Origin of the sequence: Geodermatophilus sp. CPCC 205761 (assembly GCF_051383655.1) — a bacterium.
Classification (GTDB): domain Bacteria; phylum Actinomycetota; class Actinomycetes; order Mycobacteriales; family Geodermatophilaceae; genus Geodermatophilus.
This window is the reverse complement of the sequence record NZ_JALPKQ010000003.1, coordinates 53,272-71,334: the sequence shown is the minus strand read 5'-3', so window position 1 is coordinate 71,334 and position 18,063 is coordinate 53,272. Positions and strand designations below refer to the sequence as shown.

The window sequence follows — 18,063 nt, the reverse complement described above, 5'->3', positions numbered from 1 at the left end:
CGGCACCGCCGTATCTGACCGCGCCGGGCCGGCTCTGTCCTCGCGAAGAAGCCGCCGTCGGCGCATCCCTGGAGGCACGGTGCACTCATCCCGTCACGACTTCTGCCCGGCAACGCCGGAACCGCCGGCAGCGGCGCCGCCCGCCTCGGTGCTGGCAGCCGCGAGCGACTTCATGCAGGTCTTCCGGCGGGAGACCCGCATGCCCGACGACCTCTGGCAGCCGCGGTGGGAGGCCATCGTCGACGAGATCTCGCGGACGGGGACCTATGTCCACACTGCGGCCGAGCTCCAGTTCGGCTGCCGGATCGCATGGCGGAACCACACGAGGTGCATCGGCAAGCTGTACTGGCGGACCCTGCAGGTCAGGGACTGCCGGACCGTGTCGTCCCCGGAGGGGATCCGGGACGAACTCGTCGAGCACCTGAGGCTCGCGGGCAACGGGGGCCGGATCAAGCCGGTCCTGTCGGTGTTCGCACCGGACGCGCCCGGACGCCCCGGCCCGCGGATCCTGAACGACCAGCTCGTCCGCTATGCCGGACACCGGGCAGCCGACGGCTCGATCGTGGGTGACCCGGCGAACCTCGCCCTGACCGACACCATCCGAGACCTGGGCTGGGACCGGGATCCTCCGGGGGCGTTCGACATCCTCCCGGTCGCTGTCGAGGTGCCCGGACACGGCACCACCCTGTTCGAGCTACCGGACGCGGTGACCCCCGAGGTGGCCATCACGCATCCCGACCACACGTGGTTCGCGTCCCTCGGGCTGCGGTGGTACAGCTTCCCGACGGTCTCGGACATGCGCCTGGAGATCGGGGGCGTGTCCTACCCTGCCGCGCCCTTCAGCGGCTGGTACGTGGCTGCCGAGATCGGCACGCGGAACTTCGGGGACGCCAGCCGCTACGACATGCTGCCGACGGTGGCGCGGCACCTGGGATGTGACGTCTCCTCCGCTCGAACGCTGTGGAAGGACCGAGCTCTGGTGGAGCTGAACGCCGCGGTCCTGTGGTCCTTCGAGCGCGCGGGTGTCCGCATCGTCGACCACCACACGATGACCGATCAGTTCCACCGGTATGTGCAGACCGAGATGCGGTCCGGGCGGGAGGTCAACGCCGACTGGGCCTGGATCGTCCCGCCGATGTCACCTTCCACCACGCCCGTCTACCACTGCGCCTACGACCCGACCGTGCGCCGTCCCAACTTCTTCCGCGGGGCGGAGGACGAGGCCGCCTGAGCCGGCGTGCCGGCTCCTGCCGGGTCGGCGTCCCTCCGCCCGGTTGCCCCCGGACCGGCGCGCACGTGGGAGCACCCCCACGGTCGACGACCGTGGGGGTGCTCCCGCGTGCGGAGGAGCTCCGCGACGAGGTGGACGATCGCCCGGGTGACGGTCCCCGAGCCGGACCGCTCAGGTGGCGGGGACCGCGACCGGTTCCCGGCCGGCGGACCTCCGGGCCAGCGCCCAGCGGCCGACCGCCGGCGCGAGCAGTCCGGAGCCGGCGAGGACGGCGGCCAGCGCTACCCAGCCGGCCGTGCCGGCGGCCTGCACACGGGTCAGGACGACGGGCGCCGCGATCTGCTGCACCGCGACGCCGAGCCAGAAGACCGACAGGTAGACGCCGTCCTGCCCCGGCCGGGCCAGCAGGTAGGAGCCGCCCCAGCCGCCGGCCGACTGCCACAGCTCGCCCGCGGTCAGCGCCACCATCGCGACCAGCAGCAGGACGACGGCCGGTCCGGCGCCGAGCCGCGGCACGCCGACCAGCAGCAGGCAGCAGGTGGCCAGCGCGATCCCGGCCCGGCGCAGTGCCCGCGTCGCGGTCGGGACGGTGTCCGTTCCGCGGCTGGCGCGGACCTGCAGCGCCACGGCCAGCACCGTGTTGACCACCAGCAGCGGCGCGATGACGGCCGGCGGGGCGTGCGAGTGCCCGATGATCCACAGGGGCAGTCCGATGCTGAGCAGGGTCATGTGCATGGTGAGGACCGCGTTCACGGCCGTGAACGCCAGGAAGGCGCCGTCCCGGAACACGGTCACGGAGAACCGGCGGCGCAGTCCGGCGGCCGGCACCAGCAGCCGCGGCAGCCCCGCGGCGAGCGCGGCCAGGACGGCGAACGACGCCGCGTTGGCGAGCAGGACGGCGCTGAAGGCGGGGCGGGTGTCGACGAGCATGCCCAGGCCGCCGAGCATCGCTCCCGCACTCATCCCGACGTTGCGCACCGCCCGGAGGGTGGCCATCACCCGGATCCGGTCGGCGGCCGCCACCGCCTGCCCGACCAGCGCCTGGGACATCGGCGCGGATGCCTTGTCGACCAGGCCGAGCAGGCAGACGACGGTGAGGAACTGCCACAGGTTCTGGACGAACGCGTAGGCGACGAAGCCACCGCAGCGCCAGAGGCTGAGACCGACCAGCACCCGGCGCGGGCCGATCCGGTCTGCGAGCGCGCCGATCGGGACGGTCGTCGCGAGCGCGATCGCCCCGGACAGGGTGAGGCCGAGGCCCAGCTCGGCCGGCGACAGGTGCACCGAACGGGTCACGAACAGGACCGACACCGCCAGGAAGGCGCCGGTGCCGACCGCGTCGACCAGGGCCATCACGGCCAGTCGCATGCCGACCGACCCGCCGGGCAGGCCGGGCCGGGGCTCCGCGTGCGTGGCGCGTGCGCGCAGGCTCGAGCGGCGCCGCGCCGAGGGGGGCGGTGTCCGGGTGGGGGTCGTCACAGATCCGACGAGCTCGTCGCGATGTGGACGGCTGCGCTGGCGTCCACCGCCCGGCTCTGCGCGTCGGCCGGGTCGGCCCCGGTGACCAGGACGTGTCCACAGCGGTCCCAGGACGACGCCCACACCCCGACCGGGTCGCCCCGCGTCACCTCGACCGAGAGGTCGTGCACGCCGGGCAGCCGGGACGCCGCGTCGACGCCGATGACGTCCACGACGGTGCCGGGCTCGGCGGCCAGGAACCGGATCGCCGACGCCCGGGCGGGCGCCGCAGGGAGCGTGACCGGCCGGCCGGCCAGCAGGTCGATGAGGGTGAACCGGAGCCTCGTGTCCCAGGCCAGGTCGATGAGGTCGACGACGTGGTCGCCGGGGCAGCGGCCGGCGCACTCGACGAGCGTCGGGCCGTGCTCGGTGAGGATCCACTCCGCGTGCAGGATGCCGGTGTCGAAGCCGATCGCCGCGACGAGTGACCGGGTCGCCGCCGCGAAGGCGGCGCGGGTGGTGCGTTCCAGCGGTGCCGGGACCAGGTGGCCGAGCTCGACCGGGTAGGGCCCGGGCACCACGGTCTTCGCCGTCACGTTCTCGAAGATCACCGAGCCGGCGCGGACCAGCGCCTCCACGCTGAACTCCGGGCCGCGCAGCCGCTCCTCGACCATGTACCGCCAGGCCAGCTCCCGGTCCGGCACCTGCGTGCGCTCATGCGCCCGGCAGGCGTGCTCCCACGCGGCCCGCGTGGACACCGGGTCGACCGCGTCGAGCAGCACCACGCCCACGCTCGCCTGACGATTGGCCGGCTTGAGGACCACCGGTCGGCCGCCGGCGAAGGCGAGGACGTCGTCGGGGCCGTGGACCTCGCGCCAGTCCGGGTTTCGCACCCCGCCGGCCTCGGCCGCCTGCCGTAGCTGGATCTTGTCGCGCAGCGCCTGTGCGGCCGGCTCGGTCGCGCCGGGCAGGCCCAGCTCCGCGGCCAGCGCGGCGGCCGCCGGTACGGCGTACTCCAGGCCGGGGACGACGGCGGCCACCGACCGTTGCCCGGCCACCGCGGCCCCCGCTTCGAGGACGTCGGAGGACTGCTGGTACGCGACCGGGACGATCCGGTCCAGGCAGTCGAAGGCGTCCGCCGCGCCCGCCAGGGAGCGCTTGCGGATGATGTCCGGCTCCTCGAGGACGACGATGCCGCCGGTCGGCGCGCGGCCCTCGATCGCCCGCAGGTAGGCGGAGTTGAACCCGACGAAGACGACCTGCTCATCTGCAGGCAGGGGCTGCTGGAACGACATGGTCGATGCCCTCCGGGGCCTCGGTGACGGTGCGAAGGCGAGCTGGTCGGCAGCCGACGGTCCGGTGGGGCCGACCGTCGAGCCGGTGGGCGACGCCGTTCACGACCACCGCGATCGTCGCGAGGACCTCGTCCAGCCGCGCAGTCGCCTCCTCCGGTCCGGCGCCGGACACGATGACGTGCCCGTGCCGGTCGCGAGAGTCGCGCACGGGGGTCAGCACGTCGCCCGGCCGCGGGCGCAGCGTCAGCTCGTCCACCCCGCCCAGCCGACGCGCCGCCTGCAGCCCGCGCACGGCATCGACCCGCCCGGGCGGCAGCGTGACGAAGCGGACTTCCGCCGTCGCGGTGTGCGTGGCCCGCGCCGGCAGGCGGCCGGCGAGCGCCGCGAAGACGGCGCGCTCGATGTCCAGCCCACAGCTGAGCTGGACCAGTCGTGGGATGCGGTCGCCGCCCAGCCGGGCCTGTGATTCGACGATCCGCGGGCCGTCGGCGGTCCAGATCACCTCGGTGTGGGCCGGTCCGAAACGGTAGCCGCACGCGGTGAGGAAGCTCGTCGTCAGGTCCTCGACGGCGCGCCGCCGGTCCGGTGGGAGGCGCGCAGGGTGGACGTGCCCGACCTCCACGAACAGCGGCGGCGGCCCGAGCTGCTTCTCCGTCACGCCGACGACCTGGTGCCGCCCGTGGTGGCTGAGCGTCTCGACGCTGAACTCCGGGCCGCGCAGGTACTCCTCGACGAGGAACGGGCCCGCGCAGCCGAAACCGTCGACGAGCTCCGTCCACGCCGCGCCGTCCTCGGCCCGCCGCCAGAGGAAGACGCCGCGGCTGCCGGCCAGTGCGGTCGGCTTGACCACGGCCGGCAAGCCCACCTCGGCGAGCGCTGCCGGGACGTCCGCCCGCGTCGCTGCAGCCGCGAACCGGACGGCGGAGATGCCGCAGTCGGCCAGGTGTCGGCGCATCGCCAGCTTGTCGGTGAGCAGGCGCACCGCGGTCGCCGGGTTCAGCTCCGCTCCGAGCAGCTCGGCGACCTCGTAGGCGGCGAGCATCGTCTCCTCGCGGCCGACGTGGTAGATCGTCGCGACGCCGAACCGCTCCGCCGTTTCCCGGATGGTGCGGCGCAGCCCAGGACCGTCGGCGAAGTCGGCGAGGACCATGACGTCCGCGGCCGCCCGTACGTCGTCCAGGTACTCCGGGGTCTCCAGCGTCGGGTCCCACAGGGCGGCCACCCAGAACCCCTCCTCGACGGCCTTCCGGACCAGCTGCCGGTACGGCATGACCATGAGCAGCCGCGGACGCCCGTCCGCAGCGGGAGGCTCACCGTTCAGGGCACACCGCCGGAGACGATGACCGGCTCAGGCGCAACGGCCACCGGCACAGCCGACTCGGCTTCCCGGTGCCAGGCACTGAGGTAGCGCTCGCCGGTGTCCGGCAGAACGGTGACGACGACGGCGCCGGCCAGACCCGCCCGCGCAGCGACGATCCCGCTGGCGTGCACTGCGGCCCCGGCCGACACGCCGACCAGCAGGCCGGCCCTGCGGGCCAGCCGGTGCGCCGTCGCCAGGGCGTCGGCATCGGTGACGGTGACCACCTCGTCGATCAGATCCCGGTCCGTGGTGGCCGCGATGAACCCGCCGTTGAAGCCAGGGATCCCGTGCGGGCCGGGTACGCCGCCGGACAGCAGTGGCGAGCCGGCCGGCTCGACGGCGACCACGCGCACCCCGGGTCTGCGTTGCTTGACGTAGCGGGCGATGCCGCTCAAGGTGCCGCCGGTGCCGACGCCGCAGACCAGGACGTCCAGTTCGCCGCCGGTGGCCGCCCAGATCTCCGGGCCGGTGGTCTGGAGGTGCGCCCGGACGTTGTCGGGGTTCTCGTGCTGGCGGCAGAACCACGAGCCGGGCGTGGCGCGGTGGATCTCCTCGGCCTTCGCGACGGCGGCCTCGTACCTGCCCTCGGCCGGCGTCCGCACCACCTCCGCGCCCAGGGCGCGCAGGATGTGCAGCCGCTCCGGCGTGGCGTTGTCCGGCAGCACGATGATGCACCGGTGACCGCGGGCGGCCGCCAGCGCGGCCAGGGAGATCCCCGTGTTGCCGGAGGTCGCTTCCACCACGGTGCCGCCCGGGGCCAGCTCGCCGCGCGCCTCGGCGCCCGCCAGCATCGACAGCGCGGCGCGGTCCTTGCTGCTGGACAGGGGGTTCAGCATCTCCAGCTTGGCCAGCACCCGGGCGCCTCCGGGTTCCGCGTCGAGCAGACGCTGCAGGTCCAGTTCCACCAGCGGAGTGCGGCCGACCAGGTCGGCGATCGACGTGCCCGCCGGGCCGGTCGCCAGGGGTTCGGTGTGGATGCCGATCTCGTGGCCGGCCGCCTCGGCGGTTCGGCTGGCCAGCGCCGCCGTCTCGGCGACGACCAGCACGTGGCCCGCGCGGTCGCCGTTGCGGTGCAACGGTCGCAGCACGTCGCCCGGCTTCGGCTTGAGCGTCACCTCGAGGACGCCGGGCATGCCGGCCGCCCGCTCCTGACCGGTGACCGCCACGACCCGACCGGGCGGGCCGCTGAGGTAGCGAATGGCGGCGCCGGCCACCGGCGCGGGCGGCAGCACGACGTCGGGCAGCGACTGTCCCAGGTACTGCCGGATGGCGAGCTCCAGGCAGCAGATGCCCAGCGCGTGGTCGACCAGGTCGGTGATCTTGCCACCGGCCGGCCGCGGGTTGATCTCGATGAGTCGCGGCCCGGACTCGGTGACCCGGATCTCGACGTGCGCCATCCCGAGGTCGAAACCCACGGCGCGCAGGGCATCGGTGGCCAGCTCGCCGCACGCACGGACGGTCTCCGGCGGCAGGGCGGAGGGGAAGGAGTGCCCGATCTCGACGAAGTACCCGTGGCCGGCCAGCGACTTGTCGGTGACGCCCAGCACCTCGAAGCGGTCGCCCTCGGCCAGCACCTCGACGCTCACCTCGGGCCCGCGCACGCACTCCTCGACCATCAGCTCGTGGTACCGGGCCTGGCCGCGGGTGTTCTCCACCCTGGTGCGGATGAGCGCGACGTGTCCGGCGGCCTCATCCGGGGTGAGGCACCGGCGCACGTCGGCGCTGCTCGTCTCGTCGGCCGGCTTGACGACGCACGGCAGGCCCACCCCGAGAGCTGCCTCCCGGGCCTGGGCCGGTGTCTCGACGGTGCGGAAGGCCGGCATCGGCAGGCCGGCCTCGGCACAGCGGCGGCGCATCAGCGCCTTGTTGCGGGCCACTCGGACGCCCTCGACGCTGACCGTGGGCAGCCCCAGCTCGACCGCGACCTGGGCGCCGACCACGACGTCGTACTCGGCCAGCGTGAGGAACCCGTCAAACGGCCGCTGGGCCGCGATCGCCCGTACGTGCGGCAGCAGCTCCTCGAGGACGTTCGTCTCGCAGTGCACGATCTCGTCGACGTAGTCGTCGAAGTACGCCGGTGCACCGGGGACGTCGAGGTAGCGCTGCACGTCGCGGGTGAAGAAGGTGACGTGGCAGCCGAGAGCCTTGCTGATCCGCAGGCCCTCGAAGCCCGAGCCGGAGAGGTTGCTCTCCAGGATTCCGAGGTGTCGCACGAATTGGTCTCCGATCAGGCGCTGGGCCGGTGGTCCCGGGGGGTGGGCGGCGGTGGGGTAGCGCTCGGCCGGCAGCCGGTACCGGCCACGACACGCAGCGCGCCAGCCGGGGCGGTGCCCGGCACCCGGCCCGGGCCGTCGGTCGCCGGCGCGGGGTGGGGCAGCAGGACGGCTGCAGGGCTGGCGAGCACGCGCGCACTGACCGGGACGCTGGTCTGCACCAGCGCGGACGCGCCGATCAACGCGTCGTCCCCGACGGTGACCGGGCCGAGGACGGTTGCGCCGGCCCCGAGCACCACCCGGTCGCCGATGCTCGGATGGCGCCGTTCGCCGTCGTCCCGCTCGGCGTCCCGCCACCAGCCGACGGCGCCCAGCGTGACCTGGTGGAAGATGGTGACGTCGTCGCCCACGACGGCGGTCTCACCGATCACCAGCGCCGCGCCGTGGTCGATGAACACCCGTCGGCCGAGCCGCGCGCCCGGGTGTATCTCGACGCCGCCGCTGGCCGCGCGGGCCAGGCCGGCGAGGGCACGCGCGCCCCGTCGCCACCCCCGCCGGTGCAGCACGTGGGCCACCCGGTGGCTCCACAGCGCCGGCAGCGCCGGGTGCAGCAGGGCCTCGCCGCGGCTCCGGACCGATGGGTCGCGAGCCACGATGGTGGTGATGTCCTCGACGGCTCGCGCGATCATCTCGTGCACGACACAGCCCTTCTTCACGGATGGGTTCAGCAGCCGGGATCAGTGCTGCGGTTCCGTGATCAGCCGTGCCCTCCCGCGGACGATCTCCGGCTGGTGGACGTGTCGGACCGGGCTCGGGCTCCGGTCCGCTCCGAGCCGGCGCGGAGAGTGCCTGACGGAGACGTGCGGCATGGGGGCGTCCTTCCGGTGGGCACGGCCGTGGTGGACGGCGTCGAGCAGCTCGTCGACGCCGGAGTCGCGCAGGAGGCCGTAGTGGTCCGCGCAGAGGCGGAGGACCTCCGGCGAGCAGGCCGCCCGCCCCGCCGCGGTCTCCACGAACGACGGCTCGTCACCACGAGCGGCGAGAACCGCGACCGGGGCGGCGATCCGTCGCCGGGCGAGTTCGTCCTCGGTGAACCCCAAGCCGAACGTGCGGCGCACCACGCGGATCACGCGGCGCGCCACCTCGCCGTCCAGGAGCCCGAGACGGGAGTGGACGAAGTCCAGGAACGAGTCCTCGCCGCGCGTCGCCCGCAGGCAGGCGTCCAGCAGCGGGTGGTCGATCCGCCCGGCGAAGACGGAGAACAGGATCGCGACGAACGACGGGTCGTCGAAGTCGGTCGGGCCGGCTGCTCGCCGGCCGCCCGCGGCCGGCTCGAGCAGGTCGGCGCGAAGGCGCGGATGGCCGGGGGCGATCAGGAGCAGCTCGTCCACCTCGTGGCCGGCCTGCTCGAGCTGGTGCGCCGCCTCGAACGCGACTCTCGAGCCGAACGAGTAACCCCAGAGCGTGTAGGGGCCCTCCGGCTGCTCGCGCCGGATGAGCTCGACGTCCCGGGCTGCCATCTCGGCCAGCGTCGGGTACGGCGCCTCACCCGGATTGATGCCGTGCGCCTGGACGCCGAGCAGCGGGCGACCACCGGGCATCCGGCCGGCAAGGAGCCGCAGGTTCATCGGGTACCCGCCGAGCCCTGGCCAGCAGAACACCGGGCGCCGCCCGACCTCGGCGGTGCCCAGCCGGACCAGCCGGGACGACCCGCCGCTCGAGTTCCGGTCCAGCCGGCGAGCCAGTGCCTCGACGGTGGGGTCCTCGAACAGCGCCTGCACGGGGAGTCGGCCGCCCAGCTCGCGGTTGATCCGTCCGATCAGGCCGACCGCGACGAGCGAGTTCCCGCCGCAGCGGAAGAAGTCGTCGTGCACCGACAGCTCGGAGAGCTCGAGCGCTCGCCGCCACAGCGGGACGAGCGCCTCCTCGGTCGGCGTGCGCGGTGCGACCATCGGCGCGTCGCCGGTGCCGGCCGCCGCCTCGTCCAGCTCACGCAGCGCACGCAGGTCGACCTTGCCGTTGGGGGTCAGCGGCAGCGCGTCGAGCACGGCCACCCGGTTGGGGACCATGTAGCGCGGCAGGCGCTCGGCGAGGTCGTCCCTGACCATCTCGGCCGGTCCCCGCATGTGGACGACGTCCTCCTTCATGCCCTCGCTGCGTCGCTGGGTGTCGCTGACCCGGCCGCCCAGCGCGAAGTAGGAGGCAACTCCGCCCGACAGGCCCAGCGTCTCGGCGATCCGGCGGGCCGACGGGAGGTCGTTGCCGGTCTCGGAGCTGTAGCCGGACGACATCAACCCGAGGCCGAGGTCGTTCATCTGCAGGTGGTGCAGGGTGCGGCCGAGCTCGACGTAGCGCTGCCAGGGCTCCGGGTGCCTGCTGAGCAGGCTGACGCCGAAGCCGGCCCGCCGGTACACCTCCTGGTTGATGGCGACGACGTGCCGCTTCTCCACCAGCTCGTCGCCGACCTGCTCCAGGCGGCCGGCGAGGTACCGGTACAGGCCGCGCTGGAGCCCCGCGACGCGGCCCGGGTGGGCCTGCACGTACACCTCGACCGGGTCGATCCGGGGGCCGGTGAACGGCCCGACGGCGTAGCTGCCGAGATGGTGGTCGGCCGGCCCCGCGCCCACCGCCGCCAGCAGGCCGGGCGCCGGCTCCGGCTCGCCGACGAGCAGCCCGTGGCTCTGCAGCACGGCGTCGAAGAGGCCGAGCATGTGCCCGGTCTCGATCTGCAGCACCTCGCGGGTGTTCGTGCGGTACACCTGTTCCACCGCCGAGGTCCGGCCGACGAAGTGCAGCCGGAGACCGCCGCCGGCGGCGCCGTGACCGGGCCGGATGAGCACCAGCTGGTGGTGCACGGGGTGGTAGTAGTAGAGGCCCGGTGCGATGTCGCCGACGGCGCCGGACAGCTCGAGGTAGAGCTGTGTGGCGTACAGCGAACCGGGGGAGGCGTAGCCGTACTTCGGCAGCAGCCGCTGCTCGCTGCGAAACTGCCCGAACCAGCGCAACAGCCCGCCGAGCTCGGCGCCGGTCAGCGACTCCGGCAGCCGCGGCGCGACGTCCGGCCGGGGGGCGTCCAGCAGGAGGAGCAGGTCGTCCCGGGTCACCTCGCCGCCCTCGAAGAAGCGGTACGTCTTGCGGGCGAACACCGCCTCCCGCTGGGCGGCCGTCGGGGTGCGGCCGGCCAGGTCGATCCGCGGGCGGGCGGCCACGTCCTCCGTGTCGCGGCATCCGGGGTCGGACAGCTGCGCGCGGATCTGCAGCCGGCTGCTCTTGGACCGGTGGTGCGAGCCGTGGCTGCCCTGGTCCATCAACGCGGCCTCGCGCTGGTTCAGCTCGGCGAACGCCACGAGGTTGGCGCCGGTGCGCGAGTCGTCACGTACGACGACGGCAGCCCGCTTCACCCAGTCGTGCGCCTCGATGGCGCAGCGGATCTCGTCCAGCTCCACCCGGAAGCCGCGCAGCTTGACCTGGCTGTCGGTGCGGCCGGCGAAGGCCACGCTGCCGCCCGCGTCCCAGCGCGCCAGGTCTCCCGTGCGGTACAGCCGAGAGTGCGCCGGGTCGCTGCTGAACGGATTGGGGCGGAAGCGCTCCTCGGTCAGGTCCGGCCGGTGCAGGTAGCCGCGGGCGAGCTGGACGCCGGACACGTGCAGCTCGCCGATCTCGCCCGGCCCGACCGGCGAACCGGCGCGATCGAGGATGTGGTAGGCCGTGCCGTCCACCGGTCGGCCGATCGACACGACGTCCGGCCCGGCCCCGACTGCGTCGCGGTCGACGACGTGCGAGGAGGAGTTGATGGTGCACTCGCTCGGCCCGTACAGGTTGACGAGCTCGGCGCCAGGCAGCGCATCGAGCAGCTCGACGGCCAGGCGGCGGGTCAGCGCCTCTCCGCCGCTGAACACCTGACGCAGCGAGGAGCAGGCGCCGAGCCGGTCGGTGTCGACCAGTGCCTGGAGCAGCGTCGGGACGCCCTGCAGGGTGGTGACGCCGTGCTCGGCGATCAGGTCGAGCAGCCGGTCCGGGTCGCGGTAGACGCCCGGCCCGGCCATCGCCACGGTGGCGCCGCAGGCCGGCGCCAGGATCTCCCACTGGGCGGCGTCGAAGCTCAGCGGCGTCTTCTGCAGCACGGTGCGGCGCCCGTCGAGCCCGTGCACGCGGGCCAGCCAGCCGAGCTGGCTGACGATCGAGCGGTGCTCGATCATGATGCCCTTCGGGGTGCCGGTGCTCCCCGAGGTGTAGATGACGTACGCCAGGTTCCGCGGCCCGACGGGGGCACGGAACCCGGACGGTGCCGGCGGCCTCGCCGCCTGGAGGTCCTCCAGCGCGACGATCACGGTGCCGTCGGGGACCAGCCCGCCCAGCCGCGGCGCCAGCTGCCGGTCGGTCAGCACGACTCGTGCCCGGGCGTCGGTGACCATGTGCCGGATCCGCTCGTCCGGGTACTCCGGCGACAGCGGCAGGTAGGCGCCGCCCGAGTACACGACGCCCCAGACCGCCGTCGCCAGGTCGAGTGACGGCTCCAGGAAGACGCCGACCGGGTCGTCGGGTCGGACGCCGAGGCGCCACACCGAAGCACCCAGCTCTGCGCTGCCGGCGGTGAGCTGGGCGAAGGTCAGGCGGCGGCCGCCGTCGTGGACCGCCGTCCGATCGGGGTGCACGAGCGCCCGCCCCTGCAGCAGGTCGGAAAGGCACACCGCGGGCGCCGGGTCGGCCGCCGAGCGCCGCGGGACGCGGGCACCGGGGTTGGCGGGAGGAGGTCTCTGGTCGTGCACACCCACCAGAGACCGCCGACGCGGCCGGAATACACGCCGTGACGAGCGCAGGTGGCGCGTGGCTTCGTGCAGGGGCCGAACAGCAGGTTGCGTCCCCTTCGCGTTCAGTCCCTGGGCGGGTGTGGCTGACGTGAGACCGCGCTCACAGTCGGCAACGAGGGCGGCGGCGGGCACAGCCAGGGGCGCAACGTCGCGGGGAAGACGAGCGGTGACGGCGGAGGACCCCAGAGACCTCCGCCGGGCAACGAGAACTGCTCACCAGACGTCGTCCGGGTGCTGTCAGCCACGTGTGCACACGCGGGGACCAGGTGGCCCGGGGAAGAGCGGCGACGAAGTCACCTGCGGGCCTCGGGTCGCGGAGCCGTCGTGGACTGCTCGTCTCGTCTCGTACCAGGTCGCGCCGGCCGGCTGGCCGGCCATGTTCCAGCTCCGGGAGACCTGCGGGGTGATGCGCAGGTACGGCCCCGGACCGACCATCCCGACCCGCTCCACCGGACCGTCGGCCACGCCGTAGACCCTGATCCCGCGCGCGATGAACGGGTCGACGGAGGGTAGGGCGTCCACCACCAGGGCGACCTTGCGGCGTCCGGCTCGCACGTTGCTGACCGTGCGGGTCCGCAGGAAGTGGGCTGATCGTCCTTCCCCGACGTCGCCAGCCGAGCGAATCCGTGGGAGCGCAGGAACTCGGTCCCGTCGGCTCCGGAGGTCAGCGCGTCAGCACCCGCACGCGCGCCACTCCCCGAGATGCGGGCGCTCGGCGCCGATCGTCGTGTCATTGCCGTGGCCGGGATAGACCCACGTCGAATCGTCGAGACGCCCGAAGATCCGCTCCTCCAGATCGTCCACCAGCGACGTGAAGTCGGTCGGCTTGTCGTCCTCAAGGACCCCCGGGGAAGCAGGGCTCTGGGGCCGCGCGGCGATCCGGACATGAGGGGACGGTCAAGTCCCGGGCAGGCGGGTGTCGACCGTCCTTCTCGCCCTGATGGCGGCTCTGGGACACTGGAGAGTCACTCGTTCATCAGGCCCGGTCAGAACTCGACTGCCCCTCGTCGAAGCCGGGCAGCAGCTTCAATAGCGAGCTTCCCCTCGTGAACACTCGTTCAATTGGTTCGCGACATGCTGGTGTGGGACCCTGCTACAGCCTTCGCTGCTTCGGCCAGCGTCTCGCTTGCAGCGTCAAATTCCATAGTCTGTCGATCCCGGACACCATCGCTTACGACGTTACTGCTGAAGTTGGCGAACGCTTGCGCGACTTGCTTGCACGCCTGGTAGGGTGCACCGTCGCCGAGTCGAATCCGCATGCGCAGGGCGTTGGTAAGCAGGTCGTGCTGCGCCTCGTCGAACCTCCGGTCTCGCTCGTCGCCTATGTGCTCGCCTCGGGCTGCCTCGCTTATGAAGCGTGCCGCACGGGCGGTGGACCGCACAGCGTCATCCAAGACACCACGCAATTCTGAGACGTCTGCGAGTATCCGGTCGTGTCTCAACTGCTGGTGTTGACGAATGCTCGCGGTGATCGCGGCCACCGCAGCTCCTGTCAATGCAGTAACGGCAGCAATCAGAGCCACGCCGATCGTGACCCGAGGATCACTCATGGCGACCGAAGGATAGTGGCGTGAACTGGATCTCGAGGTCGAGGAGATCCGCGGCCACCTTGCCCATGGCGCGCCTAATGGGTGCAACTTCCTGTCCCGCAGTGTCCACCTGCTCCTTTGCCTTCTTGAACTCCCCCTTCCGGACAGATTCTGCGACGGAGTCGGCGTTCACCTGCAACCAATCGATTATCTCCCTCACGGCTGGCTTTATGACATCATTGTCTGAATTGCCGATCGCCTCGAAGAGCGTCTCCAGATCGCGCCGCTCTTGATCGGATATCCCGGACCGAGCGAACCAGCCTCGTAGGCTATCCCAATAGAGATGGCCAATCTTGCTGGAGCGGGCCCGCATCTCGCCGATCAACTTCGCCGGCTCTCCACCCTGAAGTTCGATCAAGGTAGTCGCGTCGTCTTCCCGCTTGGCTTCGAACCGAAGCGAGAGAAACCGCTTCAGTACCAGCTCAACCGCAGTGAACGTCCCTCCGACGTCTTGCAGAACGGACACGAGAGCGGCCGCCTCCGCCCGATCCCCTTGCCTGAGGAGAGTCGAGCTCGCTCGGCGAATCCTATCGATCTGTCCCGTCATGTCTGTGAAGCGTGTCATCGATTCGAACATCGTCCCGCCTCCCTCAACTCGGCCCCATGTCCCGGTACGCGCCTCGCCTGTCGTTCAGAGACCGTCAACCGTGCGGTCCACGGACGCCTCGTGGCTGATCAGCTGCCGCAAGACAACTCCGGCCAGCTCGCTGGGAATCGGTCGTCCAAAACGAGTCGGGCCAACATCGACCCGCGTCACGAATGGCAGACCCGCGGTACGAGTCGCTGTCGGCAGCAGGACCCGAGGGCTCGGGCAGCTTCACGAGGGTCTCTCCGAGAGAGTTTGGCTTCGGCAACGTCATGAACTCGGAGTACGCGGGCATGGCCGCAGAACACCCTGATCAGGTTCTGCGGCCGACGGCGGGGACAAGCAGGCTCGGCAAGGCGGGTACTGCCTACCGTCCGGGCCGACGGTCCAGCAAGTCGCGCAGCGGCCCACTGGAGACACCGTGTCCGCGCCGCTACGATCGCTGGAGGCATTAGGTGCGAGGTCGCCGCCCCGATGACGGACTGCTTGGTCCACCCGCGCCGAGGCCAAGTTCATGCGCTGAAAGGCGAGAGTTGCCGCCATGATGTCCGCGACCTCGGCCGCCCCTGCGCGGTCGCCACCCCAGACGCATTCTGACGAAGTGGTGGGTTCTCGGCCCTCCCCGGAGGGTCACCTGTCGGCTGGCCCCGGCCTCACCGCAACGTGTCGCGGGATGACCAGGGGAGGCATCCGAGTAATCCAGGCGGCCGAGCAAGCAGCTTTCCCGAAGAACTCTCAGCAGCTACTTCTGCAAGACCTCGTTCGAGTTGGCCGGGAGGTAGAAGTTCCAGCTCCCCCGCCCATCGTGGGCGCCGCCTGCGGGACACACGCCGTTGGTGGATGCGCCGTTCCACCAGAGTGTGAAGCACTTGTTGCAGAACCGCCAGTTTCCCTGCTGCGTATTGGCCGCCATGGGACTACCTCCTCCTGACCAGTGCCCGCTGCCGTTGCCGACGGCAGCCTGTCGTGACTACATGCGGTTCGCCGCACATTCGATGCGGCGGCGTGTCGTCGCAAACCTATATTGCGCGCGCGAACGTCACCGCGGTGTCACCGCGACGTCACCGTCCCCCCCAGCGAGTCAACCGAAGTCCGGGCGGTCCCCAGGGCCAATTGACGCGACGGGAGGCGACACGCCGGACGAGCGGTCGGATGGCGTAGACCACCCCGGCCACAAGGGACCGGTGCAGAGGCGACGACGTCGCCTCGGCCGGCAGTCAAGGGTTGGCAGTGTGAATCGCGTCGGGATTGATGGAGGCGTCAAGGAGACCTTTCAGAAGCAAACTCTGCGGTCCCTGTTCGCCCGTGCGGCATCGGCCCCGGCTGCCGCTCATGGCGTCGGCGGCGTCGGGCCCGTCGACGCGCCTGATCAGTGACAGGTTGAGGGCGCCGGTCGCGCCGCTGATTCCACCGCAGAGGCCCGCGGTGAACGGCCGGACCGGTCGGCCACGCACCTGTCAGGCTGGCGGTACTCGAAGGGCATGGCCTCGTGTGCTCTCGACCGGCGTGGGCCGGGCCACACTGCCGGTCGTGCTCGGTTGCGGTTCGGGCTGGGCCTGCTGACGCCGGCTGCGGGCAGGACGCTCGCACCGGAGCCGCCGACACAGAAGTCCGCACCGTCGAACTCGACAGCGACCGGTACGACGTCGGGCTGATCGTCCTTCTCCCCCGTACGCCGCCGGATCCCATCGGTCGAGTCCCGCTCGGTGAGGTGGTCATCGACTGCTTGCCCGCTGGGGGTCAGGCCCTGCCCGGGCGCCGGCTCTGGTCAGGGGCACCTCGCCTCCGGAGTCGCCGTCCGCACCGCCCGGCGCAGGGGCGGCGTCCTCCCCGCTGGACTCCGAGGGTGAGCCCCGCGCCTGACCGTCGCGACGTGCCGTCGGATTCCGTACGGACCGCGCCGGACCGGTTCCCCCCGACCGCTGCCCGGGCCTAGCGTCGGCCTTCCCACGGGGGCCGACGACGGCGGCGGGAGACTCGCCATGTTCGCTCAGCTCATTCAGGGCAGGACGTCGGACGCCGAGGCGGTGCGGACGGCGCTGGATACGTGGATGCGGGAGCTTCAGCCCGGCTCGATCGGCTGGCTCGGCAGCACGATCGGGGTCGCTGACGACGGCCGGTTCGTCGCCGTGGCCCGCTTCGAGTCGGCCGAGGCCGCGGCCCGCAACTCGGAGCGGCCGGAGCAGTCCCGGTGGTGGGAGGAGACGCAGAGGCTCTTCGACGGTGAGGTGACCTTCGCCGACAGCGATGACGTCGTGGTCGACCTGACCGGGGACCCGGACCGGGCTGGATTCGTGCAGGTGATGCAGGGCCGGGTGACGGACCGGGAACGGGCCAAGGAGCTCGCTGCCCAGATGTCCACCGCGGACATGGCGGACTTCCGCCCCGATGTCCTCGGCAGCGTGATGATGACCTACGAGCCGGACCGGTGGGCCCAGGTCATCTACTTCACCTCCGAGGCGGAGGCCCGCGAGGGCGAGACCAAGGAGGCACCGCCGGAGGTGCAGGCGGTCATGGAGCAGCTCATGGCCCTCAGCCCGGAGCCGCCGGACTTCATCGACTTGCGGCAGCCCCTCCTGTACTCGCCGCCGGCAGCCGGCGCTGAACTGCCGGGGCCGCGTGAGGCGGCGGAAGCAGCAGAGGAGGTCGAGCGGTCGACGTGACGCGCAGCTCGACTCGCGCCGACTGAACAGGACGTTCCCGCGGGAATGCCATCAAGCCGCACGCCTTGACCACGATCCGCGGGAACGTCCGGGCCGGGCAGCACCAGTCCCCTGGAAGGCGGGCTTCAGGGACGGTCTGTTGACTTCTCAGCTCGTTCGATCGACGAACCTCAGCTCGGCGGCCCAATGGGGGAGGCAGGGCCCCGTAGTGCGCCTTGTCGCTTCCCGCACCGTCGGCAGACACGCCCCAGCACGCCCTCGAAACGCTCGTCGGAGGGATGTTCCGTCACGTACGCGTGCAGCCCGAGCCAGCATTGCAGTGGCTTCGTCGTCACGAACCAAGCGTAGGAAGCAGCCATCCTGATCGCAGAGCCTTTGGCCCCGCACGCGAGTAGGTACCCGACGACCTAGACGTCGGTCGAGAAGTACCTCCGGGCCGCTTGTCCCACAGTGGGCCGCACACCAGGGCCAGCGGTCCGGACGCGGCGAGGGGGACCGACCGACGCCACCGCCCGAGCGACGCCGAGACCCGCATCGACTCGGAAGCCCGTGAGCCGTCACCTCGCGCAGGCGGCCCGGCAGGGAGGGCAACGCGGGCTCATCGTCTGGCTGCGGAGTTCCGCCCGGCAGGCCCGCGCGAGTCAATCTGCCTCCCTCCCGCGAGGCAGGCACGGGCTCCGGGCGAGGGGCCGTGCGGCGCCCTGGACCACTCGCGGGGGACCGGATCCGCCCCTGCTCGGGGGTCGTGGACGGCGCCACGGCGGCGGCACGCTCGCACTGCCCGCTGCACCACCCTGCAGCGCCGGCCTCGTCCCCGGAGGTTTCGCATGACCGCCGTCCCTCAGCCCACCCGCACC

General features: G+C 72.2%; 11 protein-coding genes. 2 read left to right on the top strand and 9 right to left on the bottom strand.

The annotated features are described in order from the left end of the window. Nucleotides 1-79: 79 nt before the first annotated feature. Nucleotides 80-1,231, top strand: coding sequence for a nitric oxide synthase oxygenase (locus tag MY526_RS02715; RefSeq protein ID WP_436693747.1), 1,152 nt, complete (start codon nucleotides 80-82; stop codon nucleotides 1,229-1,231). Nucleotides 1,232-1,402: 171 nt separating this feature from the next. On the opposite strand, the gene MY526_RS02710 is transcribed toward MY526_RS02715, so the two are convergent. The 9 genes from MY526_RS02710 to MY526_RS02670 all read right to left on the bottom strand — a co-directional run bounded on the left by MY526_RS02710 (nucleotide 1,403) and on the right by MY526_RS02670 (nucleotide 14,534). Further along, nucleotides 1,403-2,599 (bottom strand): MFS transporter, encoded by a 1,197-nt coding sequence (locus MY526_RS02710; protein ID WP_436693748.1) that lies wholly within the window; start codon nucleotides 2,597-2,599, stop codon nucleotides 1,403-1,405. Between the two features lie 107 nt (nucleotides 2,600-2,706). Then, complete coding sequence (locus MY526_RS02705; protein ID WP_436703177.1) at nucleotides 2,707-3,984, bottom strand: ATP-grasp domain-containing protein; 1,278 nt, start codon at nucleotides 3,982-3,984, stop codon at nucleotides 2,707-2,709. Continuing rightward, complete coding sequence (locus MY526_RS02700; RefSeq protein WP_436703176.1) at nucleotides 3,953-5,254, bottom strand: ATP-grasp domain-containing protein; 1,302 nt, start codon at nucleotides 5,252-5,254, stop codon at nucleotides 3,953-3,955. Before MY526_RS02700 ends, MY526_RS02705 begins: the two co-directional genes overlap by 32 nt. 47 nt (nucleotides 5,255-5,301) lie before the next feature. Then, entirely contained in the window at nucleotides 5,302-7,557 is a 2,256-nt protein-coding gene (locus MY526_RS02695) for a pyridoxal-phosphate dependent enzyme (protein ID WP_436703175.1), read from the bottom strand. 14 nt (nucleotides 7,558-7,571) lie between these two features. Beyond that, the gene (epsC, locus tag MY526_RS02690; RefSeq protein WP_436703235.1) at nucleotides 7,572-8,246 is read right to left on the bottom strand and encodes a serine O-acetyltransferase EpsC; all 675 of its coding nucleotides are present in this window, start codon (nucleotides 8,244-8,246) and stop codon (nucleotides 7,572-7,574) included. A 48-nt stretch (nucleotides 8,247-8,294) separates the two neighbouring features. After that, complete coding sequence (locus MY526_RS02685; protein WP_436703174.1) at nucleotides 8,295-12,248, bottom strand: amino acid adenylation domain-containing protein; 3,954 nt, start codon at nucleotides 12,246-12,248, stop codon at nucleotides 8,295-8,297. A 792-nt stretch (nucleotides 12,249-13,040) separates the two neighbouring features. Beyond that, the gene (locus tag MY526_RS02680) at nucleotides 13,041-13,172 is read right to left on the bottom strand and encodes a hypothetical protein (RefSeq protein ID WP_436693753.1); all 132 of its coding nucleotides are present in this window, start codon (nucleotides 13,170-13,172) and stop codon (nucleotides 13,041-13,043) included. A gap of 254 nt (nucleotides 13,173-13,426) precedes the next feature. Beyond that, the gene (locus MY526_RS02675; RefSeq protein WP_436703173.1) at nucleotides 13,427-13,918 is read right to left on the bottom strand and encodes a hypothetical protein; all 492 of its coding nucleotides are present in this window, start codon (nucleotides 13,916-13,918) and stop codon (nucleotides 13,427-13,429) included. Next, a complete protein-coding gene (locus tag MY526_RS02670; protein WP_436693755.1) occupies nucleotides 13,911-14,534 on the bottom strand; it encodes a hypothetical protein in 624 nt (207 codons plus the stop codon). Before MY526_RS02670 ends, MY526_RS02675 begins: the two co-directional genes overlap by 8 nt. A 1,991-nt stretch (nucleotides 14,535-16,525) precedes the next feature. Between MY526_RS02670 and MY526_RS02665 the strand changes: the two genes are divergently transcribed. Then, a complete protein-coding gene (locus MY526_RS02665; RefSeq protein WP_436693757.1) occupies nucleotides 16,526-17,206 on the top strand; it encodes a hypothetical protein in 681 nt (226 codons plus the stop codon). Nucleotides 17,207-18,063: the final 857 nt, after the last annotated feature.